This window comes from Microcoleus sp. B13-B6 (genome assembly GCF_036705405.1).
Lineage (GTDB): Bacteria > Cyanobacteriota > Cyanobacteriia > Cyanobacteriales > Microcoleaceae > Microcoleus.
Window position 1 is genome coordinate 52403 of the sequence record NZ_JAUBUJ010000029.1, and the last position, 21748, is coordinate 74150.

General features: G+C 44.3%; 18 protein-coding genes. 9 read left to right on the plus strand and 9 right to left on the minus strand.

The window, feature by feature from the left end; translation table 11 throughout:
* Positions 1-166: 166 nt before the first annotated feature.
* Positions 167-4765: a glycosyltransferase gene (locus QUB35_RS15385; protein ID WP_333142722.1), complete on the minus strand. Its 4599-nt coding sequence runs from the start codon at positions 4763-4765 to the stop codon at positions 167-169.
* Positions 4766-5134: 369 nt separating this feature from the next.
* On the opposite strand from QUB35_RS15385, the gene QUB35_RS15390 reads away from it, so the two are divergent.
* From QUB35_RS15390 to QUB35_RS15405, 4 genes are all read left to right on the plus strand, one after another.
* Positions 5135-6808: a methyltransferase domain-containing protein gene (locus QUB35_RS15390; RefSeq protein ID WP_333142723.1), complete on the plus strand. Its 1674-nt coding sequence runs from the start codon at positions 5135-5137 to the stop codon at positions 6806-6808.
* A 74-nt stretch (positions 6809-6882) separates the two neighbouring features.
* The gene (locus tag QUB35_RS15395) at positions 6883-7752 is read left to right on the plus strand and encodes a calcium-binding protein (protein ID WP_333142724.1); all 870 of its coding nucleotides are present in this window, start codon (positions 6883-6885) and stop codon (positions 7750-7752) included.
* Between the two features lie 40 nt (positions 7753-7792).
* Positions 7793-8617, plus strand: coding sequence for a Uma2 family endonuclease (locus QUB35_RS15400; RefSeq protein ID WP_333142725.1), 825 nt, complete (start codon positions 7793-7795; stop codon positions 8615-8617).
* A 102-nt stretch (positions 8618-8719) separates the two neighbouring features.
* Complete coding sequence (locus tag QUB35_RS15405; RefSeq protein WP_333142726.1) at positions 8720-10081, plus strand: IS4 family transposase; 1362 nt, start codon at positions 8720-8722, stop codon at positions 10079-10081.
* Between the two features lie 362 nt (positions 10082-10443).
* Here QUB35_RS15405 and QUB35_RS15410 read toward each other — a convergent pair whose 3' ends face one another.
* Both QUB35_RS15410 and QUB35_RS15415 read right to left on the minus strand, forming a co-directional pair.
* Entirely contained in the window at positions 10444-11253 is an 810-nt protein-coding gene (locus QUB35_RS15410; RefSeq protein WP_333142727.1) for an MOSC domain-containing protein, read from the minus strand.
* A 266-nt stretch (positions 11254-11519) separates the two neighbouring features.
* Positions 11520-11819 carry a putative quinol monooxygenase gene (locus QUB35_RS15415; protein WP_333142728.1) on the minus strand — a complete coding sequence of 100 codons (300 nt, stop codon included), beginning with the start codon at positions 11817-11819 and terminating at the stop codon, positions 11520-11522.
* Between the two features lie 116 nt (positions 11820-11935).
* Here QUB35_RS15415 and QUB35_RS15420 point away from each other — a divergent pair, with 116 nt between their 5' ends.
* Entirely contained in the window at positions 11936-12502 is a 567-nt protein-coding gene (locus QUB35_RS15420) for a hypothetical protein (protein ID WP_333142729.1), read from the plus strand.
* Between the two features lie 11 nt (positions 12503-12513).
* Here the strand turns inward: QUB35_RS15420 and QUB35_RS15425 are convergent, their stop codons facing one another.
* Together QUB35_RS15425 and QUB35_RS15430 are read right to left on the minus strand one after the other, a co-directional pair.
* The gene (locus QUB35_RS15425; protein WP_333142730.1) at positions 12514-13608 is read right to left on the minus strand and encodes a DNA methyltransferase; all 1095 of its coding nucleotides are present in this window, start codon (positions 13606-13608) and stop codon (positions 12514-12516) included.
* Between the two features lie 74 nt (positions 13609-13682).
* On the minus strand, positions 13683-14360 hold the full coding sequence (locus tag QUB35_RS15430; protein ID WP_333142731.1) for a hypothetical protein: 678 nt from the start codon (positions 14358-14360) through the stop codon (positions 13683-13685).
* 274 nt (positions 14361-14634) lie between these two features.
* On the opposite strand from QUB35_RS15430, the gene QUB35_RS15435 reads away from it, so the two are divergent.
* Both QUB35_RS15435 and QUB35_RS15440 read left to right on the plus strand, forming a co-directional pair.
* Positions 14635-15114, plus strand: coding sequence for a hypothetical protein (locus tag QUB35_RS15435; protein WP_333142732.1), 480 nt, complete (start codon positions 14635-14637; stop codon positions 15112-15114).
* Positions 15115-15126: 12 nt separating this feature from the next.
* Positions 15127-15294, plus strand: a complete 168-nt coding sequence (locus tag QUB35_RS15440; protein ID WP_333142733.1) for a hypothetical protein — start codon at positions 15127-15129, stop codon at positions 15292-15294.
* Between the two features lie 47 nt (positions 15295-15341).
* On the opposite strand, the gene QUB35_RS15445 is transcribed toward QUB35_RS15440, so the two are convergent.
* Entirely contained in the window at positions 15342-15845 is a 504-nt protein-coding gene (locus QUB35_RS15445) for a hypothetical protein (RefSeq protein WP_333142734.1), read from the minus strand.
* Positions 15846-16272: 427 nt separating this feature from the next.
* On the opposite strand from QUB35_RS15445, the gene aroA reads away from it, so the two are divergent.
* Positions 16273-17628 (plus strand): 3-phosphoshikimate 1-carboxyvinyltransferase, encoded by a 1356-nt coding sequence (gene aroA / locus QUB35_RS15450; RefSeq protein WP_333142735.1) that lies wholly within the window; start codon positions 16273-16275, stop codon positions 17626-17628.
* A 245-nt stretch (positions 17629-17873) separates the two neighbouring features.
* On the opposite strand, the gene QUB35_RS15455 is transcribed toward aroA, so the two are convergent.
* Together QUB35_RS15455 and QUB35_RS15460 are read right to left on the minus strand one after the other, a co-directional pair.
* Positions 17874-18311, minus strand: a complete 438-nt coding sequence (locus QUB35_RS15455) for a CAAD domain-containing protein (RefSeq protein WP_333100475.1) — start codon at positions 18309-18311, stop codon at positions 17874-17876.
* 196 nt (positions 18312-18507) lie between these two features.
* On the minus strand, positions 18508-19515 hold the full coding sequence (locus tag QUB35_RS15460; RefSeq protein ID WP_333142736.1) for a 2-hydroxyacid dehydrogenase: 1008 nt from the start codon (positions 19513-19515) through the stop codon (positions 18508-18510).
* Positions 19516-19765: 250 nt separating this feature from the next.
* On the opposite strand from QUB35_RS15460, the gene QUB35_RS15465 reads away from it, so the two are divergent.
* Positions 19766-20770: an ion transporter gene (locus QUB35_RS15465; protein WP_333142737.1), complete on the plus strand. Its 1005-nt coding sequence runs from the start codon at positions 19766-19768 to the stop codon at positions 20768-20770.
* A gap of 117 nt (positions 20771-20887) precedes the next feature.
* On the opposite strand, the gene QUB35_RS15470 is transcribed toward QUB35_RS15465, so the two are convergent.
* The gene (locus tag QUB35_RS15470; RefSeq protein ID WP_333142738.1) at positions 20888-21622 is read right to left on the minus strand and encodes an ABC transporter ATP-binding protein; all 735 of its coding nucleotides are present in this window, start codon (positions 21620-21622) and stop codon (positions 20888-20890) included.
* Positions 21623-21748: the final 126 nt, after the last annotated feature.

Here is a 21748-nt window from a genome sequence, read left to right on the forward strand (position 1 = left end):
TTCTTGACGCTCTGCCTAGCGAGGGGTTCCCCACGGGTCTCACAATGGTAGGGGGATGCGAGAGTGGGAGAGTGGGAAAATCTTTACTTCTGCCATCTTCCTTCTTCCCTCAACATCCATCCGTTAAATCCCGTACACTGCTTAGTTGCTGAACTTCCTTCTTCCTTCACTCTCGGAATAGTCTTTCAAAGAGTGTTTCGAGTTGGGTCGAGCAAGCGCGACTGTCGAGATATTTGGGGTTTGCCGCCATTTTTTGCTGGATTCGATCGCGGTAGTGCCGACGCAGTTCTGGGTTGGTTCCCAGTGCTGTGCTCAGCTCTAAATAAGACTTCTCGCTGTTTGCTACCAGTTCCGGAAGTAGTAGTTCTTCGATCACTGCGGCTGATTGTCGCGATCGAGTTGTTTGCCCTTTTCTTACCACTACAGGCAACCCGGCCAACAGGGGTTCTGCTAAGGAGCAGGCACTGCTGTATGGATAGGAGTCTAAATATATATCAGCCAATTCCAGACATTTTATGCAATCTGCGCGAGATGGCAGCGCCTTAATCACAACTAAACGCTTTTTGTCAATCCCAAATTCGGCAAAGAGCGATCGAATTTGGTTGTAAAAAGGCACCGTCGGATAGTTTTCATTGCGCGAACGAAAGGGATACAAAACTAAAATAGAATTTGGTACGGCCGCAATAATTTTTGCCCAAGTTTCTCTCAATTCTGGGATAATTGTAAAAGCTTGAGCGCCGGACATGAACACTACAGATTCGTCGGTGGCTCCCCAACTCCTGCGAGTCGGTTCAACTCTGCCAGGTGCTGATCCTACAGTATAGCTTAAACAAACTCCCGAACCTTCTAAACTAATTAATTTTTCGCGATACTCTGCTGCTGCACCTGGGGGCAATGTCAAATCTCCGGCAATGAAATAATCAATATTTCGGGCGCCTGTGGTTGCGGGGGTTGATGCACCCGTAGCTATTTGCACCCGCGCTAGTCGGTGCAGGCACAGCAGCGCGCTTGGTTGAGAAGTGTCGGTAGTATTGGTGCAGATTAGCAGAATATCTAAATCGTGCGATCGCATTTCTCGGACTTGATTGGGCAAAGCTTCTGACAGTTGCACCAGTTTGTCGGCGCAATTTTCGCAATATTTCCCCAGTCGCTCGTCTTGTACCTGGAAATAGTACACGATAATTTCAAATTTGCTTCTGTCTAAATATTCAAAACTCGCAATTGCTGCACGAGTCTCGGATTTATCACTAATTTTATCAAGCAAAAAGCCAACTCTGATTTTAGTTCTTTCAGGTTCTCTCTGAGGAAAATTCCATTCTATTTGACTGCCGATATTTTTCCAATGAAATTCCAGAATATCAGCTCGCTGACTCAATATATTGAGCAGATTGAACTCGCTCAAATACAAAGCTTGGAATCTAACATTTTTCGCAATAAAAGCCGCCAAATAACGCCAAACTTCTGAATCGGGAAAACTGGCGATATTAGCAGCGACGTAATTGATTAACTGCTGGAAATATTCAGAGTACCTTTCAACTTCCGACTTGGGTTTAAACTGATATCTTGCACCCTTCTCAATTACTTGGTTAGGAACAGGCAAGATGCCTGTTCCACAAGATAATTCATCTGTTGTGGAACTAACAGGCAAGATGCCTGTTCCACAAGATAATTCATCTTGTGTGGAACTAACAGGCAAGATGCCTGTTCCACCAGATAATTCATCTGTTGTGGAACTAACAGGCAAGATGCCTGTTCCACTAGAAAATTCATCTTGTGTGGAACTAACAGGCAAGATGCCTGTTCCACAAGATAATTCATCTTGTGTGGAACTAACAGGCAAGATGCCTGTTCCACCAGATAATTCATCTGTTGTGGAACTAACAGGCAAGATGCCTGTTCCACTAGAAAATTCATCTGTTGTGGAACTAACAGGCAAGATGCCTGTTCCACCAGATAATTCATGTGTTGTGGAACTAACAGGCAAGATGCCTGTTCCACCAGATAATTCATCTGTTGTGGAACTAACAGGCAAGATGCCTGTTCCACTAGATAATTCATCTTGTGTGGAACTAACAGGCAAGATGCCTGTTCCACAAGATAATTCATCTGTTGTGGAACTAACAGGCAAGATGCCTGTTCCACCAGATAATTCATCTTGTGTGGAAGCAACAGGCAAGATGCCTGTTCCACCAGATAATTCATCTTGTGTGGAAGCAACAGGCAAGATGCCTGTTCCACCAGAAAATTCATCTCTTGTGGAACGGGCATCTTGCCCGTTCTTGACAATGCCACATCTCCTTTGAAAATAATTCGGCGACTGAAATAGGAATTTCAGAAAGTCGTCAAAAAACCACTGGGGAATCGCTGCATTGTTATACTCAAGCGGCAACTGATAAGCGTCGCTGTACAGCATCACTGCGAGGAGATATTGCATCTTCTCGGCAATTTCCCCTCCTTCAGCAAGTTTCGAGGATAACTCCTGGACAAAACTTTGTTCTTCGTCAGTTAAAGTTTCATGTTTGAGACCGCTATGTAGTAGCAATTTATGAGCTTTCCCCATGTCTTTCGAGTAAGCAGTTTCTAATTTTTCCGCTGGCAAATTCAGCCAATATTCAGCTAGCTGTTGGCGGTAGGGGCGCAGCGCGAGAAGAGGCTGTTTTGAGGGGAATTTCTTGTATTGATCAAGCATTGCTGACAATTCCGATAAACTCGGCTGGGTTCTCAATGCCAGCTTTTGGCGGATTTGCTGTTTGATTTGTTGATTCAGGAAACTGTAATCAGGACTATTGAGTAGTTTTTTGTAAAATCTTACTACATCCTTATGATTTTCCCCAGCCGCGAAGTTTTTCCAAGTTTGTTGTTCGGGATGAATCCGCAGTGAGGACAGTTTTTCGTCTACAAATCCGATGTGATAGTTCCCCATGATTCGCCACCACATATCTAAGTCTACATACTGAGATAATCCCGAATCAAATAATCCTATTTCTTCAAAGACTCGCGCGGCAATTAAGACGGTACTCGGTTCGCCAATTTTGTTTATCGGGTTGGTCAAGCAGTTAGTATCTGCCAGTAATTCTTTTCCGGGCTGAATAGATTTTAAATTCGACCAACTTTTATGCAAATCTTTAATTGATTGGGAAGCTCTCCGCAAAATTGGGTTAGATTCATCTTCAGCTATGGTGATGCCGCGCGGGGAGAAAACCATACCTATTTCTGGGTTTGCTTGGGCGAGTGCGACCATTTTCTCAATACATTCTGGTGCGAGTAAGTCGTCTTGAAATAGAAATTTAATGTATTGGCCTGTTGCTTGAGAGATGCAAAAATTCCAGTTTTGTGATAAGCCGTAGTTGCGGTGCAGTATGATGCGGAAATCGACTAAGGTTTGTGATTGGAATGATTGGGCGATCGCAATTGTGCGGTCTGTGGAGCCGTCGTCGGATATAATCAGTTCTATGTTAGGGTAGGTTTGGGCCAAAGCACTTTGAATTGCTTCCCCAATAAATGCTTCTCCGTTGTATGTCGGAATGCAAATGCTAACCTTCGGCTGCCCGTTTGGCAGTTCTGCTTTTGATTGACTTTGTTGCTGTGATGGTGGCAAGTTAGCCCTAATTTTGGCAGACTGCGCTTTGGCAGCTCCTGACAGAGGTATGCTTTGAAAGTTATCGGTAATTTCGGCAATATATTCGAGACGTTTTCTAATTTTATTCCCTGTAACTTGCGGGTTGAGTAAAGTCTTAATTTGCTCAGCCGCTATCGCTCCAATTTGTTGAGCTTCCCGGTAATTGTTGAAGACGTACCGCATTAAATCAGCAACGTGTTCCACATCCGCTTCTGCCCAAACATTGCCTTTTTTGTAAGGCCCGCAATCTTTCTCAATTGGGATTAACTTATACTTGGCTAAATAGCTATTGCCGACATTCATAAATTCTGTATTTGATGAATAGCCTGTGGCAATTACGGGTTTGCCATAAAACATGGCTTCAGCCATTGTTAAGCCAAATCCTTCGCAGCGGTGCAGGGATACATAACAGTCGCAATTGTAGAGCAAACCATTAAGTTTATCTTTGGACAAATACCCGTCTAGATGTTTGATATTGGAATTATTCGCTATGGCTGAGTTTAAGGAGGCTTGAGCCTCTGAAAATTTGTTTGAATTAGAAGATTTGACAATCAATAATACGCGATCCTCTTCGCCAAAAGCTTGTTTAAATGCTTGAATTGTCGCTAAAGTATTTTTGCGCTCGATGCGACTGGAAAAGTCGAATACAAATAAGAAAATAAATTTATCTTTAGGTAAATTCAGTGCTTCTCTTTTCAGGGAAGGTGCGGGAAGAGCAATACTGGGCATGATTTTGATAACGGGAATTGGTGAGACTGCGGAAATTGCCTCGGCGCAATAGTTACTATAAGTCCATATTTCGTGAAAGTGATTAAAGGCTGGCTGCCATTCAGGGGGAAATGCGGGAAGTTCCCAGGCCCAAAAGCCGATATTGTATTTGTTTTTAAAATAGCTGGAACCTGTATGTTTAATAAAGGTTGCAACTTCATCGGCGTTGACTTGAATTAAGTTTACGGGATGGGGATTGTCTTGGCTAAAATTTTGATAGGTGGTGTCTTTCTTGCGGTGGGGACTGCGGGTAAAATTGTTGATGACGAAGGGAATGTTGGCGGCTTCGGCGGCTCTGATGTTTGCTCTGACACCTTCTCCTATGCCAAATTCGCCGTTGATGTAGCCGGCGATGTTCATTCCTAGATTAGGCTTCATAGTTTCTAATGTATTTAGCAAATTGTTGTGTTGATTTTTGGGGAAAAAGCAGAATTAAGGGAGTTCCTAAATCGCGCTAAATGAGGATATGGGTTAAGAATAAATTATAATTTTGCTCAATATTTGCTAAGATATAGCAATCCTTGTAGGATGGGTGAATAAGATTAAATGAACCGCAGAGGCCGCAGAGAACGCAGAGGAAGAGAAGAGAGGGAAGAGAAAGAGTTGGCAACAAAAAATTTGGTGCTTGACAAATGTGCCGATCGCCATTGTATACTGGCATCGCAATGCTAACCTTCGGCTGGTTGTCTGTCGGCATGGGTGGCTCTGTTTTATTTTACGATAAACTAATCAGGAATTTTAGAGAAAGTGATCGATCGCGTCAACCACGACCTCTTGAAGCTGCTCCCGCCGGATGCTAAAGTCATTGTTGAAATTGGTTGCGGTACGGGCTCGACGGGCGAACAGTACAAGCTGATCACTCCCCATTGTCAGTATATTGGCATTGAATGCGATCGAGAAAAAGCTAAAATTGCAGTCGATCGGCTAAACTGGGTGACGGTAGCCGATATTGAAGAAATTGCTCTCGAAAGTCTCGACATCGCCCCAGGAACCGTCGATTGTTTGGTTTTTGGTGACTTGCTACCCTATCTCAAAAACCCTTGGGAAGTGCTCAAGCAGTACAGTGCTTTGCTGAATCCAGAGGGGCAAATTCTCGCCAGAATCCCTAATGTTCAATACTGGCGGCGAATTGTCAATCTGTTGCGGGGACAGTGGGAAAATCCCGACAACAAGATGCAGCACTGGTTTACCCTAGAAAGTATTAAATCACTATTTGCTCAAGCCGGATTGCAGGTTTATGAATTTCAAGGGAAGGGACACAAAACCGAAAATTTTGTCCACTTTCAGGAATTACTGCATCCAATGGTAAAGGCTTTAGAGCTAACATCGAGCAGTTTTGCTACTGAAACTGGTGCTGAATATTATATCGTGCGATCGACCAAATCGACCGTACCTGCGCGCAGACTGCTGATTCAGACTATCATTATGGCTCCTACAGGGTGCGATCGTGTGCGAGTTTTGGAACCGGACAAATTTAGCGCTACAATTCCCGGTGTCCGCACCGTATCCGCCGTGAAAACAGCAGAATTAATTCCGCCACTGCTGGGAGAAGAAAAAGTCTTCATCTGGCAGCGGACAATCATGCAATACCCCGGCTATATTCCCCAACTCAAAGAACTGCTTAAACAAGGCTATTTAATAGTAGCTGAGATTGACGACAACCCCATTCGCCGCCGCGAATACGCCGACAATAATTACCTCAGCTATCGCGGCTGTCACTGCGTGCAAACTTCTACAGAACCGCTAGCAAAAATTTTGCGGTCTTACAATCACAATGTTGCCGTATTTCCCAATCAATTAGCTTATCTACCTCCGGCGCGAATTTATCCGACAGAAGATACAGTCACCATCTTTTTTGGTGCACTCAACCGCGAAAAAGATTGGCAGCCGATTATGGCAGCGCTCAATCGAGTTTTAGTCGCACACAAGCACAGGATTAGAGTTAAAGTAATCCACGACAGCCGTTTTTTTGAAGCGTTGGAAATACAGCAAAAAGAATTTGAACCATTTTGCAGTTACGAACGGTATCAAGAAATTATGTACAGTTGCGATATAGCTTTGCTACCGCTTGTTTCCAACCCGGTTAACGAAATGAAATCCGACTTAAAATTTATTGAATGTGCAGCGCGGGGAGTAGCGGTGCTGGCAAGTCCCACTGTGTACGAACATTCGATTGTCGAAGGTGAAACCGGATTGATTTATAGATATGAAAAAGAGTTTGAAACCAAACTAAATTCGCTGATTTCTGACACTTCTCGGCGCCGGAAAATAGCCGCGAATGCTTACGAATGGGTGCGGGACAACCGCTTACTGTGCGGGCACTACCGGCAGCGGCGAGATTGGTACTTACAGATGCGGGAGGAGTTGCCACGTTTAAATGCTGAGTTGCGCGATCGCCTGCCGGAGTTATTTGGTGACTAAGTGCGGTAAGATTTATAGGCTATTGTGCGATCGTTCTGTTTTATTGTTTAATTTTTAATTTTTACTCCACACCTATGCGAATTCTATTCACTATTGCTCACTTTTACAATCCCAGCGGCGACGGGAAACACGCTTCCCAGCGAAATGATCCGCAACCACGACTAAATGCTTTAACCGCTTGCGTGACATCGCTGCAAGCTTTGTACGGCAAATCTCAGTCCATGATTGACATTAGCGAATGTGCAACTATCCCAGCAAATCAATCTCAACAGCACGAAATTGACATTGTTGTTTGCACTACTCAAGGTTATCATCTGTTGCCTCAACTGCCAGTGCAGCCCAGATGTTTTATGCACCATGCTACAAAATGCGAACCGCTGCTGTTGGGGTTTGAGTGTCAAGCAGTTTTGCGAGCGTGTCTTAACAAATACGATTATTTCTGTTATTTGGAAGATGATTTAGTTCTGCATGATCCGTGGTTTTTTAGTAAATTAAAGTGGTTTACGCATCACGGAGGAAATGGGAATTTGCTGCAACCTAATCGCTATGAAATAGCGCCTAAAGGCGCGGTTTTTAAAGCATATGTTGATGGTGATTTAGCAGACTCAGCGACTTCTCCGTTTCAAAATGTAGAGGAGCAGCGGCAGTTAACGGGAAAAATCATGGAACAAAAAATCGCTTTTGAGCGGGCGTTGAATCCTCATTCCGGCTGCTATTTTTTGAATGCGGAACAGATGGCACACTGGGCTAAGCAGTCTCATTTTTTGGATAGGGATACTAGCTTTATCGGCCCGCTGGAAAGCGCGGCGACTTTAGGAATTATGCGGACTTTTAGAGTTTACAAGTCAACTCCTGCTTATGCTAATTTTTTGGAGATTCAACATTTTGGAGCGAGTTTTCTGAACTTGATTGGTAATAAGGTGAGGATACCCGAAGAAGGATGAGTTAAGATATTCAGGTAAGCTGCAATACTTGAGAGGTAGCATGACCCCGGCAACCGAAAAGATTGTCCTTCCCTCTCCCTTCCCCGACCACACTCAACTGCCAGAGGAAGACGGCACTTTTGTGAAGAATTTTCAGGAGCATCCTCAGAGCATTATTTTGACTGATTCTATCGGGTCGGTATTGCAAGGGCTTCATCCCGATGGGCAATATGCTATAGGGCAAGACTGTGGCATCTACTGGCGAGAAACAGACCCACTTGAAAAGGGAGCAGAAGCTCCTGATTGGTTCTACGTGCCGAACGTGCCACCAAGACTAGGAAATCAGATTCGTCGCTCTTACGTGCTGTGGCGGGAATTCATGGCTCCGATGATTGCTTTGGAGTTCGCATCGGGAGACGGTTCTCAAGAGCGAGACACAACGCCGCTATCGTACTCAGAAGTCGAATCGGCGCCAAGACCTGGGAAGTTTTGGGTCTATGAGCGGATCATGCGGATTCCGTATTATGGCATCTATGAGATCAATAGTGGCAGGCTGGAGGTTTACAGCCTGAACAATGGGTTTTACCAGCAGTTGCTTCCGAACGATCGCGGTCATTATCCGATCGCGCCAATGGGCGTAGAATTAGGACTGTGGGAAGGCCGTTATCAAAACCAGACAATGCTGTGGCTGCGGTGGTGGGACAGCGAGGGCAATTTGCTGCTGACAGGTACAGAACGAGCTTCCTTAGCAGAGCAGGCTTTGAATGCAGAAGCCCAAGCACGGCGGGATGCCATCCCTCGGTTGTTGGCAATGGGATTGAATACACAGCAAGTGGCAGAAGCACTCGGTTTATCAGTAGAGGAAGTTAGGCAGCATCATTTGTGACAAGTTAAGAAAAAGTGCAAATTGTCAAGGGGGTAGACCAAAAAAGGTAAAATAGGATGAAACCTTTACCGGGCAAGCAGTTTAGCCATAATTGAACCAGTTATGACTCGCAAAAAACGAATCAACCGAGATCATGCAAAGAAAAAAAATCGTCCCCAAGTAGAAAATGAAGCGGTAGCGAATCACCTAGAAGATTTATTAATTCCAGCAATGGCTGCCCAAAAAACTTTTTATCGCCAATTAAATTTAAGAGATAGGATTCTGACACTACCATTAATGATGGCAGCAATATTAAGTCTCTTATGGCGAGACGTAGCAGGAGTAACAGAATTAACCAGATTATTAAATAGAGAAGGATTTTTATGGTGTCAGCCACAAGAAATTAGCCAACAAGCGTTGTCACAAAGATTTTTAACTTTGACCGCATTTTTATTTGAAAAAGTATTTAAAGAATTATTGCCTCAGTTTCGCCAAAAATGGTTAACAAGAAAATCAAGACCACTACCAGATAGCGTACAATTTGCCTTAAAAAACTTTGATAATATCTGGATAGCTGATGGCTCAACATTAGAAGCATTATTTAAGAAGCTACAAAGTTTATCAGATGTGCCAATTGGTCAATTAGCCGGAAAAATGGGAGTAATTATAGACCTAGTAACTCATCTTCCCGAAGAAATTTGGTTTTGGACAAATCCGAAACAAGCAGATACTCATTGGGAAGAAGATTTACTAAAAATAGTTAAGCCAAAAACCTTGCTGTTATTGGATCGAGGCTTCTATCACTTCGCTTTTTGGCAACAACTCATCGACCAAGAAATTGGATTTATCACTCGAATAAAGAAAGGTGCATCCTATCAATTGGAGCGGGTATTAACCAATACTTATGATGTCAAAGACCAGATAATTAAAATAGGTGCAGGCACAAAAAAAACACCAGCTTTGACTATAAGATTAGTACAGATTCGCTCCAAGACTTCCTGGCGTTCTTATCTGACAAGTGTCCGAGAACCCGAAATATTGCCCCCCTATGTAGTAGCAGATTTATATCAAAGACGCTGGCGAATTGAAGAGGCATTTTGTACAGTAAAAAGATTATTAAATCTTAGTTATTTATGGACAGGTTCATTAAACGGAATCAAGCTCCAAATCTGGGCTACTTGGCTATTTTATGCGGTTTTAGTAGATTTAGGAGATGCGGTTGCCGATGAATTAGGAGTACCACTTGAACGTATTTCTTTAGAAATGATTTATCGGGGGATGTATCATTTTTCGGTTGCCTATCAAAAAGGAATAGCTTCTGACTTAGTTAAGTATTTTGCCTCCGATAAAAATCAAGATTTAGGGATTGTTAAGCGACGACAAAAACCTCATGTCAGGCTAATTATTTCTCCTTTCCCTGGAACTCAAAGAAGTCCCGAACAATTTTTTTTCAATAATAAAGGAACAAATGGAGTCATATTTTAATTGGGTCAACAGGTAAAAAATGAGTAAAATTACTCATTGACAATAGTGCTTTTAGCTTAACTTGTGAGTAATGAGGCAGCATTCACAATCTTAATGTTGCTTTTGATTAAGAATATTCCTGGACGCAGAAACCGGGTTTTTTTACAAAACTACTGCATTTTATCCTTGAATGCTGGTGAAAAACCCGGTTTCTTTGGTATTTATGCGTAATATCATGTCCGAGAAATTGACCATAATATCTCGGCCGGGCGGGTTTTTGAGATTGTCAATTATTGGCACATATTTTTGGTGAACCCGCCCCTACCTGATTTCGGGTGAAGCGAAGCGGAGGAAATCGACCGGGCATGATAATAAGTCCTAATCTATTTTACAGCAGTCAAAACATCGCCGATTTTAACTGTGCCGCTGTTGATGATTTTGGCTAAAACTCCAGTTTGTGCGTGACCGAATTCCTTTTGGAGTAAACTGAGTAGGGAAATATCCCGATCGCCTGTTTCTGGATTCACTTCTATATTGACACAGCGACCGATTCGTGCTGTAACTTCTATGAGCGCCGTGCCTAATTGAAACTGTTTTCCAATCAACTCAAATTCTGACCAAGCTGCCATACCTTCTAGCACAATGTTCGGGCGAAATCTGCCCACGTCAATGTTTTGAACAGCAATTTCTGTTAATTGGTCTAATGTGGCTTGACTGAGTAAAGAAATGTGTACTGGTTCTCGATCGGGATAACGAGTTTCGCCGCTGCTGTCGCCGACTAATTGCAAAGGTGCAAACTGCGGATGTCTCGCTTCTTTTGTGGGTTCAATTGCCGCCAAATATTCGGTGAAAAAACTGCCGATGCGATCGCGCCCCGCTGCTGTGTTCGTTTCTGCGGATAAGACTGCAACTCCTTGACGCTTGACTGTTAAAATCGTCGTTTCCGGTTGATAATGACATTCTAAAGCTGCTAACAGAGGCCAATCGTTTTGGACAGCAAAATTTTTTTTGCTCATCCAAGGCACGTTGTCTGCAGGCATCTTTGCAGCTTCAAGATTATCTGCAAACATTAAGGCAAAAGCTCGATCGCCCTTAATTCCATGTCCTGCTATTAAAGCAAACTCCGACATTTCTTGCGGTGTCAGCCCTTTAATTGGATAAATAAATAACTGTTTTATTGTTGCTAATGTCATAAATTTTTCCGAAGTTAGTAAAATTTAATATCTTGCACCATTGTCAATAATCCTTTTTTGAACAGGCTTTCCGGCCTGTTCCACAAGAAAATCTACTCTGTGTGGAACAGGCCGGAAAGCCTGTTCAGCGAGAATAGTGCAAGATGTGAGTAGAATTGGACTTATGCAGAACCTATATATGTAGGGTGCGCCGCGTGCTGCCCCGCAAACTTTGGGGGAATCGAAGCTATTTCACACACATTAATCCAATTGCTATAAAAACCCGATTAAGCTAGCAATTCATAGCGGCGGATATCTGGAGGCCCAACGGCCAAACCGTCTAATTTCTGCACGGCGTCTTGAATGTGAGTTGAACCGAGATGTAGTTCGAGCAAATCTGCACTTTCCCACTCTTCAACATAGGTAAAATCTGTGGGATCGGCTTGATTTTGCAGGAGTTCGTATTTGATGCAGCCTTTTTCTTTACGAGTTGGTTCTATAATGCTCAGCAGCAGAGATTTAAGTTCTGCTACTTTGTCGGGAAACGCGACGAGGCGGGCGACTACTCGCAAGGTTGTTTTGGACATAGGAAAAAGGAGGCTCTGCTATTTTAATTGAATTTACGGATTTCAATGGGGCAAGCACTGTCATCAGTAACTACTGTAGCGCGGAATGGAACCAAATCAGCAGCGTACTTGCTGCTATGCCACTGCACATAAAAGCTTCAGCTCAAGCTGGATTTCTGGGCGCTCCCGTTTTCGATCCTGTAGCAACAAATGAATACATCAAAACTGAGTTGCTCAAACTTGGATGGCTAGCGAGAATCCCGATTCCGCCGATCTATCGATTTTTGGGAACAGATGTTGATTTTGGCTCTTCTGGTGCGATTGTAGAAGTTCAGTTTTCTCACTATTCATTTCTATTAAACAATACCGTGCGATCCCAATTGTTTTTCAACACTAACACGCCTCTCACAGGACAGCCCGTTAGGGTTGTTATTATAGTTACAAAATCACAAATGTTTCCTGCGGCTAATAGCAGCCTTTACTACGAGCAAGCTGTGAACCAGTTAACAGTATTATCGGCCTATCTATTTAATGTACCGCTCAGAATAGTTGGTTTATTCACGCAAAGGAATACAACAGTACCTGCAAAATTGACTGTTTACAGCGCTCAAACATCAAGGACAATAGTAACTCAGGAAGATCGTGAATGTCAAATAATTTCAGGACGCTCGCCCCGCAGTCGCAGTTCTATTCGGATTATTTGAAAAATGATATACTAGCTCCACAACTCAAGTTCTAATTGCTCTCCAATTTTAGTAGAATTCAGCGTTTTCTTACCGTTGCCATTTAGCTTGAGGTCTACTGGTGGAGCTTTTCCCCGAATATCCGCAGCAAAAGCAGCTTCCTCATATAGCAAGCGTTTCTCCATTTCTTCTAAGTGATACTCTTCGGGATATATTTTTGCTTTGCTGCGTTCTGTTGGTTTTTTACCTACTTGTACGTCAAACCGAAATGCTTCTATTGCCTGTCCGGTTTTTTCTACATACTCCCGCAGAGTTTTTAAGTTGGGGAAATAGCCGCGCTCGTCCGGTTCCCCGCTTAAACGACGCAGCGCAACTTGATAATATTTTAGCTCCAATTCTGCACCGATAAAATGCCGATCGCAGTTTTTAGCTACAACGGCTGCCGTACCCGAACCCATATAAGGATCGAGAACAACATTACCTTTCACGGTTGTAGTCAAGACAATTCTAGCTATTAAGTCTTCGGGAAATTGACAGGGATGTATAGTTTGTTCTTCGTGGTTGTGTTTGACGTTGCGGAACATCCAAATGTCGCCTGGGTTTTTCCCGTCAGGATTACATGAAAGTTCGCCTTTGCGAGAACCCCGGTAATGTTTTTTATTTTGATACTTTTGCGGTACTCTAATATCGTCTAAGTTAAATATATATTCATCGGATTTAGTAAACCAAAGAATTGTCTCGTGGCGGCATGAGAATTTCTTTCTGCCGTGCAAACCGTGCTGTCTCCCCCAGATAATTCGATTCCGAGGAATTAACCCGCAGGATTCTAGAATTGGGAAGAAGCGAATATCGAGCGGAATTAGCATACCCCGATCGGAGAAAGCACCGACTTGCCAGAACAGCGAACCTGATTTTTTGAGAATTCGGCTGCACTCTTGCAGCACAATTCTCTGTTCTTCTAAATAAACATTGAGAGCTTGCTTGGTCTCGTATTCTTTGCCCAAATTGTAGGGAGGAGAGGATACTACTAAATCAACGCATTCATCTGGCAAGCTGCTCAGAAGTTCCTGACAATTTCCCAGAAATATCCGATCTAGCGGGAGCTGTTCTCGGTTCTGGTGCTGCATTTGCTTTGCCTTTAATTTCAAAAAAAGTTCTACTTCCACTGAAGATAACCCAAACCCGTCAATTAGTCAATACCTCAATCTTTGGGATAAAATCGCTTGTTTTCTGTAGAATATTCCCAGGCGAGATCCTCCGGGTCTTTTTCACGGCTCCACTGAGCAAACTCCGGCTTAAGTTTCCACTTGCCGATCGTACTTGCGTGAACTTTGAACCTGCGAGAGAGTTCCGTCTGGGTAAAAGAGATTTTGGGCTTGTGAGGAGTCTTGGTTTGAGCAATGGGGAATAAATTTGGTTTTTTCTCTTGTGTTTTTTCCCGATTTGTGGGAGGCTCTTGAACAGCTATTGCCACATTAGCTGTTTCGCTTTGATTGACAGTTGGAGCTATTTGAAAATAATACAAAATTCCGCCTTGTTCCGTCACCTCAAAATCCGCTGCAAACTCCGACGCTCGTTCGTCGAGATACTCTTGAACCTTTTCTCCGGGGAGTTTCGCATTCATCGCCAAATCCAAAGCCGTAACTCGCCCTTGATTTTCCTTGATCAACTTGTAGAAAACCGAGTCTAAATGAGCGAGTTTGTGTTTTTGCTGCTGATGGTAGAGCTTGTAAGCCCAAGCAATGCCCGCTGTGGTGGCGATCGCCCAAAACATCTTTCCCGACTCGAAACTGGCAACCGCCGTCAAGGAAATAGGCAAAAGCAGGGTAAGATATCCCCAAATGCTTCCCTTCTTTAGGTTATTGCTGTTTTTGACCATAGTTCCTAAACAGGTACGTAGTTTAGCTTAGTAGAGCGTGTCTGAATGTCGCGAAAGTTTTTCGACAGTCGATATATCGATCGGCCCGCTGACACACCCAAAAACGGATACTGTGCCGCGTACACTCGCCTTGTGGACAATCCCTAATTTTAGACCAAAGTTCCAGCTCCTTTGATTCAATGTCGCAAGTAAATCGAAAATCGAAAATCGAAAATCGAGTGACGCACTCTACTATAAAATCCCAGAATCTACTTTTTTTTGCAACCGAGGGTTCATGTACTTTTTTCGCAAACAGATTGCCATCCTGCTGATAGTTGTTGCTTGCTGTACGCTGACGATTAGTTGCAGCAATAGCCGAGCTATCCAGTGTACTAAATTTACTGAAATTGTCAACAAAGGCAACGCTCTCATTGATGTTGATAAAGACAGCAACGATGCTGCAACGACCGACAACTTAGCTAAAAATTTGAACCTGATAGCGAACGAACTTGAGGCTCTGCGAATAACAGATTCAACCCTCAAAGAAATTCAAAAGCCATCGGTTAAATCCTTCCAGGAAATTAGTCAAGCACTAGGCGACATAAGCAAAAGTCTTCAGGCTGCAAATCTCGCTTCTACAAGTATAGAAGGTCGAGAGCAAATCGAAACAGCTCAAGCAGATATTATTAGAGCCGGCCAACAGGCGAATCAAGCAGCCGCAAATCAAGACGCTTTGACTAGCAAACTGATTAATTATTGTAAGGGCGATCGCTAAAGGCTAAGAGTTTTGAGTTTTGAATGCGTGAGTTTTGAGTTTGAGGAAGGCATCGCCTTCATCTATAGCGGTATTCAAGGAAGTGAGGTACGCGCTATAGAATTCGGAGAAAGAAAAGGAAGCGCCGATGCCCGATGCCCGATGCCCGATGCCCGATGCCCGATGCCCAGGAACACCTAATTTACCTGAGAACGGCTATAGCATCTACTAATTCCCCATTACCCAATTTAGTGATGAATTTCTAGATTCAAGATATAGCGACCGAGTTGCACTTTCTCTGACCACAACTCGTATTCTAACTGCAAGTGATCCGGTTCCGGCTTTCCTGTCAGCGTCAAGTTGCGAGTGAAGTTGCGGAGTCGCAACTGTTCGGGAGTCGCCAGCGATTCGCCCTGAAGCCAATAACGGCTCAGGCCGTACATTCCTCGTTCCCAGCAGTGGCGGTAACTGTATTTGCCGTTTCCTTGCATGGTCATAATGACTCGATAGGGCGAAACTTCTAGCCAGAGCAACCGGGGTTTTGTAGTTGGGGGTAAGATTGTAACTTGCTCGGCAGATTCATTGGAGCCCTCGGAAAATTCGCGATCGATTATTGCTGGTTCGTGCAACAACAAGTGAAAGCGATCCCGGTCTTTTTGATAAACCGTAGCAGCGGTTTCAACGACTGACCACAAAGGTAAATCTGTGGATACCAGCGATAAACTTACAGGCTTGCGGTGATGGGTCAGCATAAATAAAAGTTTAGGAGTTGTGGTGGATCGGGCGGTTTGAGATTTGAGATTTGAGACTTTAGATTTTAGATGGGCTGGGTTCCAAATTCCGGAGCTTTTGCTTAACAAAATGAAAAATCTAAAACTCGCAATCGAAAATCTAAAATTGTTCAGTCAAACTTCAATCATCTGGTCGATAAGTGAGAGCAGGACATGAAATCTAAGCAGATACACGGATAATATTTGTGAAATTAATGTGAAATCCGTGCCGTTGCGTCCGCACTCCCGTGTCATCGAGAACTCACAGCGGAGTCTCCGGGCGAGTTTAATCAGGCTTTAAGTTAACCGGACACATTGGGAAAAAACCCGCAGGCCGTACAAAAGACGACTAACTTAGGACTGAGAAAAAGGTAGGATAGCTAACGCCATCTAATCCTAGTTTATCTCAATGCAAGCTGACATTATAACTACTACGCTTCTTGACAAAAACCAAACTTTAAGCATTCAAAAACCGGCCTCGGGCTTGTCGCTGGTGGGGAGGATTCGAGTTCCCGGCGATAAGTCGATTTCTCACCGAGCTTTGATGTTGGGTGCGATCGCCCAAGGTGAAACTACTATTGAGGGACTACTTCTAGGAGAAGACCCCCGCAGCACTGCTAAATGTTTCTCGCTCTTGGGAGCCAAAGTTTCTGAACTCAACGCGGAACGGGTGACAGTCCGGGGCGTCGGAATTGGCGAGTTAGAGGAGCCTGTGGAAGTCTTGGACGCGGGTAATTCCGGCACGACGATGCGGCTGATGTTGGGAATTTTAGCCTCTCATCCGGGGCGTTTTTATGCAGTAACGGGTGACAGTTCTTTGCGATCGCGCCCCATGTCGCGCGTCATTAAACCGCTGCAACAAATGGGAGCGCAAATTTGGGGCCGAAAAAGCAATTCTTTAGCTCCTTTAGGGATACTGGGACAGCAGTTAAAACCGATTCACTACCATTCTCCGATCGCCTCGGCTCAAGTTAAATCTTGCATTTTGCTCGCCGGTTTGATGGCAAGCGGAGAAACTACAGTCACAGAACCCGCTCTGTCGCGGGATCACAGCGAGCGGATGCTGCGAGCGTTTGGAGCCCAATTGAGCGTCGATCCAGAAACTTGTAGCGTGACAGTCACTGGGCCGACACAACTGCAAGGGCAGAATGTGATTGTACCGGGGGATATTAGTTCGGCGGCATTTTGGCTAGTTGCTGGGGCGATCGTCCCGGGTTCGGAGCTCGTAGTCGAAAATGTCGGCGTCAACCCAACTCGTACAGGCATTTTGGAAGCTTTGGAAATGATGGGCGCCGATATTGAACTGCAAAATCAGCGAGAGGCGGCTGGGGAACCGGTAGCGGATATTTTGGTTCGCAGTTCCGGCCAATTGCGGGGATGCACCATTGCGGGCGACTTAATTCCCCGACTGATTGACGAAATCCCGATTTTGGCCGTAGCGGCGATCTTTGCGTCGGGTACTACAATAATTCGAGATGCGGCCGAGTTGCGAGTCAAAGAGAGCGATCGACTGGCCGTGACTGCTGCGGAACTCAACCGCATGGGAGCCCAAATTTCCGAGTTACCCGACGGTTTAGAAATTACCGGGGGAACTCCTTTGACCGGCGCGGATGTTGACAGCTACACCGACCACCGAATAGCGATGAGTTTGGCGATCGCAGCGCTCAACGCCACAGGTATTACTAACATTCACCGGGCAGAAGCTGCTGCCATTTCCTACCCCGACTTTACCGCCACTTTGCAACAAGTTTGCCATCCAAATTAAGATTGGGCATTGGGAATTGGCATTGGGCATTGGGCATTGGTCATTGGGCATTGGGCATTGGGCATTGGGCATTGGGCATTGGGCATTGGGCATTGGGCATTGGGCATTGGGCATGGGTTGCTGGTTACTTGTTATCGGTTATGGCTATAGCCTTACAAATAACAAATAACCACTAACTAATGACCAAGGACTAATGACTAATGACTAATGACTAATGACCAATGACTAATGACTAATGACTTCCTCTAAGAATCTTTACCTACAACTTGTTCTTTTAAAGAATCAATTTCCGTTAACAACTCTTGGCGATCGGAAGCCTTGAGCAGATAGCGGTAAACAAACCAACCCGTATATCCCATGCCAATCAACTCAAAAACTGGAGCTACCAAAGGGACATCATTAAGAGCACCTAAAACTCCCAGCATTACCTTAATACTAATACCGCCTGCCAGGATTAAACCAACAGTTATGAGGGGCTTTTGGTAGTCAGCAAAAAAATTAGAGAGATAGGCCGGAAGTTCCGACAAAATTGTAATAACTTGGTCTTTAATATCTTGGAACTGGCTGGCCGGTGTTTCTGTGGTTGTCACTGTAGTCATGACCCCCGGTTTGTCCTCCACCAGATCTACTGTCACGACTTCAGTGATTGTTTGTGTCTCGTCCGAAAAGTTAGCTTGTGTCATTGAATACTTCCTCCGTTGTCAGGTAAAATTGCAGGCTGTGAATTGCTGCCAGTATAATTCTCCGGCAATTAGCACAGCATCCGCGCTGCAGGGACTAATTGATGAGACTAAGGCAGAGTTTCACAAATTGCAAGCAAAAATAACGATATGACTTGATTTTAAACAATTGCCTTCGTTGCCAAATCGCTCTTTTGACTCATTTTTTCACTTGAGCGAGGTCGATTTGATTCGGGCAAGGGCGTCCTTGTTCAAAGTCGGTGATGTTGCCGATCGTGGTTTCGGCGATATTTTTCAAAGCTTCCTCGGTGAAGAAAGCTTGATGTCCGGTAATTAGGACGTTGGGGAAAGTCAGCAAACGCTGAAAAACATCGTCTTGAATGACCTGATTTGACAAATCCTCAAAAAACAGATCCGTCTCTTGTTCGTAAACATCTAAGCCGAGGTAGCCAATTTTACCAGACTTCAGCCCTTTGGTAACAGCTTTAGTGTCAATCAACTGACCGCGGCTGGTATTGATCAGCATCATCCCCGGTTTCATTTGCTCGATCGCCTCTGCACCGATCAAATGGTAAGTTTCCGGTACCAGCGGACAGTGGAGGCTGACAATATCAGAGGTGGCGAAGAGTTCCGGGAGTGCGACGTATTCCATGCCTAGGGCGAGGCAATCTGGGTTTTGGGAAACATCGTATCCCAGCAGGCGACACCCGAATCCGTGCAGAATTTGGGCAGTAATTGCGCCAATTCTGCCTGTTCCGACGATTCCCACCGTTTTGCCGTGGAGGTCAAAACCCAACAAGCCATCTAGGGCGAAATTGCCTTCGCGGACGCGGTTGTAGGCCCGATGGATTCTGCGGTTGAGGGACAAAATCAGAGCGACTGCGTGTTCGGCCACTGCGTAGGGAGAATAAGCAGGAACTCGCAGCAGAGTTAGATCTAAATCCCTCGCTGCTGCTAAATCGACGTGATTGAATCCGGCGGATCTCAGTGCCAGCAAGCGGACGCCTTTTTCGGCAATGGCAAGCAGCGTTTTCGCGTCCAAGCAGTCGTTCACGAACGCGCAAACGGCCGGAAATCCAGCAGCCAAAACGCTGGTTTCCAGGTTCAGACGCGGTTCAAAAAAAACTAAATCGTGTTTGCCGCCGACATTCGCTGCTTCCAGAAATGTGCGATCGTAGGATTTGGTGCTGAATACGGCTACCTTCATGATTTTTGCCTGCAAACCCAGTAATAGTGGGAAATTCTTTCCCGATCAACTCTAAATTTTACTAGAACGCCGTTGCCCCTGCCCCAAACAACCCACTTTCCATGAGAAATATTGAATTTCGTAACAAGAGCCTCTCTCAAAAAACCATTTTTTGAGCTTGAGGGCAACTCCTGCTTAATTTTTTGAATCTAATTGCTTATACTGTAGTCAAGCGCGATCGTTAATTGCTAAATTTTTAGGACAAACTCAGATGCGTAAAAAAATCAAAACTATAATTTATGAAATTTTAGAAACCTCAGACTCAAGCAATTTATACAGTTTAGCAGATGATTTTATCATAACTTGTTTAATTCTGATCAACGTCGCAGCTTTTATTGCTTCTACTTCGCCCACATTGTCGCCCGAACACACATCGTTTTTGGCAAACATCGAAATTGTTTCCTCCTTAGTATTTACAATAGAATATATTTTGAGGCTATGGGTGTCTACAGTCGATCGCAGATACAGCCACCCGCTTTGGGGAAGATTGAGATATGCTCTTACACCGCTAAGTTTGATAGATTTACTTTCCATCTTACCTTTTTACTTCTTGCTGTTATTTCCTACTTTCAACTTCGTTAATTTAATTCGTGTTCTGCGCTTGTTGCGGTTGCTAAAAATGAGCCGTTATTCTGAGTCAATCAGAACTCTGGGAGCAGTATTGTACGATAAAAAAGAGGAGTTAATTGCCACCGCATTTGCAGTTTTTATTCTGTTAATATTTGCCTCTAGCGTCATGTATTTTGTTGAATACGACGCGCATCCCGAAACTTTTGCGAGCATCCCCGATGCAATGTGGTGGGGAGTTGTGACCTTAACTACTGTCGGTTACGGCGATATTTATCCAATCACTCCTTTAGGAAAATTGTTAGGAGCAATATTAGCATTTTTGGGAATCGGAATTTTTGCGTTACCTGCGGGGCTCATTGCTGCGGGTTTTTCCGAGGAAGTCCAAAGGAGAAAGCAGGAAAAAATGGCGGCAAATTTAGAGCAATCCGCGAATTGTCAATCGGTCAAAAGGCTGGCGGAAATCGAGGTTGGGTTTGAAGAAAAGCAAAGGGCGATCGCACTTCACATCGAAAGTTCATCAGAGTTGATGAAAATGTGTGTTCAAACGGCGAAACAGAAGTTAGGAAGTGATTTTCAAAATGAACAAATTATTTGCGATTTAGCTATTCATCTCTACAATGAAGCCGTCCGCAAATTCGAGCTGTAATTACAGATATACATTGCCTAGAATTCCACCCAATAGTTACCCTAATGATCCAAAGTCAAGCAATCGCTTGTGGTTAGTTATGACTGCTTTATGTAAGGATTAATAACCAATAGTTAATTACCAATCGGGCGGCAAATTGTAATATTCGAGAGTGGATGTATCTGCCAGCAAATCTTGGGTTTTTCTGTCAATTTTAATCTCACCATCCGCCAAAACTAACGCCCTTTGAGTCGTTTTCCCGATCCAATTCAAATTATGAGAAGCGATCAAAATTACCTCGATCGGCAATTGGGACAAAACCTTAGCCAAATGACGCCGCCACGAGGGATCGAGTCCGTTGGTCGGCTCGTCTAAGATTAAAATTGCCGGCTCTAATGCTAAAATTGCTGCCAAGGCTGCTAATCTTCTTTGGCCTCCTGAAAGTTCGTGGGCCGAACGGTTGGCAAATTCTACTAAACCAAATTCGTCTAATAGTGATAAAGCTCGATCGCGCGCCACTCCCGGCGGCACTCCGTAATTGCGGGGGCCGAACATGACATCCTCTAAAATAGTGGGCATAAATAGCTGGTCGTTAGCATCTTGAAAGCAAAATCCAATCTGCCTGCGCGCCTGCGATAAAGTCGCCTCTTCCAACTTTTTTCCCTGCACTCTAATCTCGCCCGCTTGAGGCATTTTTAATCCGATCAAGTTTTCGAGCAAAGTGCTTTTACCAGCACCTGTCAGGCCGAGTAGAGCAACTCTTTCTCCCGGTTGCAAAGTAAAAGAAATTCCCCGCAATACTGGCTTTTGATCTGGATAGCCAAATACTAAGTTTTCTACTTCGATTGTTGGCACGGATTTTAGTCTACTCAAGTTTTATTTTCCTCTATTTTAGGATTAAGAGTGTTTAACCGCAGAGAACGCAGAGGGCGCAGAGAGGGGAAGGGATAAGGCAAAAGGTAGAGGCCTGAATTAATCAATTACCAATTCTACTCGTTC

What these genes read in the sequence shown, in the direction of transcription:
- QUB35_RS15400 (WP_333142725.1), top strand. Translation starts at nt 7,793, where the DNA reads ATGACCCCGGCAACCGAAAAGATTGTCCTTCCCTCTCCCTTCCCCGAC.
- QUB35_RS15435 (WP_333142732.1), top strand. Translation starts at nt 14,635, where the DNA reads ATGTACTTTTTTCGCAAACAGATTGCCATCCTGCTGATAGTTGTTGCT.
- QUB35_RS15405 (WP_333142726.1), top strand. Translation starts at nt 8,720, where the DNA reads ATGACTCGCAAAAAACGAATCAACCGAGATCATGCAAAGAAAAAAAAT.
- QUB35_RS15455 (WP_333100475.1), bottom strand. Translation starts at nt 18,311, where the DNA reads ATGACACAAGCTAACTTTTCGGACGAGACACAAACAATCACTGAAGTC.
- QUB35_RS15385 (WP_333142722.1), bottom strand. Translation starts at nt 4,765, where the DNA reads ATGAAGCCTAATCTAGGAATGAACATCGCCGGCTACATCAACGGCGAA.
- QUB35_RS15410 (WP_333142727.1), bottom strand. Translation starts at nt 11,253, where the DNA reads ATGACATTAGCAACAATAAAACAGTTATTTATTTATCCAATTAAAGGG.
- QUB35_RS15430 (WP_333142731.1), bottom strand. Translation starts at nt 14,360, where the DNA reads ATGGTCAAAAACAGCAATAACCTAAAGAAGGGAAGCATTTGGGGATAT.
- QUB35_RS15465 (WP_333142737.1), top strand. Translation starts at nt 19,766, where the DNA reads ATGCGTAAAAAAATCAAAACTATAATTTATGAAATTTTAGAAACCTCA.
- QUB35_RS15425 (WP_333142730.1), bottom strand. Translation starts at nt 13,608, where the DNA reads ATGCAGCACCAGAACCGAGAACAGCTCCCGCTAGATCGGATATTTCTG.
- QUB35_RS15415 (WP_333142728.1), bottom strand. Translation starts at nt 11,819, where the DNA reads ATGTCCAAAACAACCTTGCGAGTAGTCGCCCGCCTCGTCGCGTTTCCC.
- QUB35_RS15445 (WP_333142734.1), bottom strand. Translation starts at nt 15,845, where the DNA reads ATGCTGACCCATCACCGCAAGCCTGTAAGTTTATCGCTGGTATCCACA.
- QUB35_RS15420 (WP_333142729.1), top strand. Translation starts at nt 11,936, where the DNA reads ATGCCACTGCACATAAAAGCTTCAGCTCAAGCTGGATTTCTGGGCGCT.
- aroA (WP_333142735.1), top strand. Translation starts at nt 16,273, where the DNA reads ATGCAAGCTGACATTATAACTACTACGCTTCTTGACAAAAACCAAACT.
- QUB35_RS15460 (WP_333142736.1), bottom strand. Translation starts at nt 19,515, where the DNA reads ATGAAGGTAGCCGTATTCAGCACCAAATCCTACGATCGCACATTTCTG.
- QUB35_RS15395 (WP_333142724.1), top strand. Translation starts at nt 6,883, where the DNA reads ATGCGAATTCTATTCACTATTGCTCACTTTTACAATCCCAGCGGCGAC.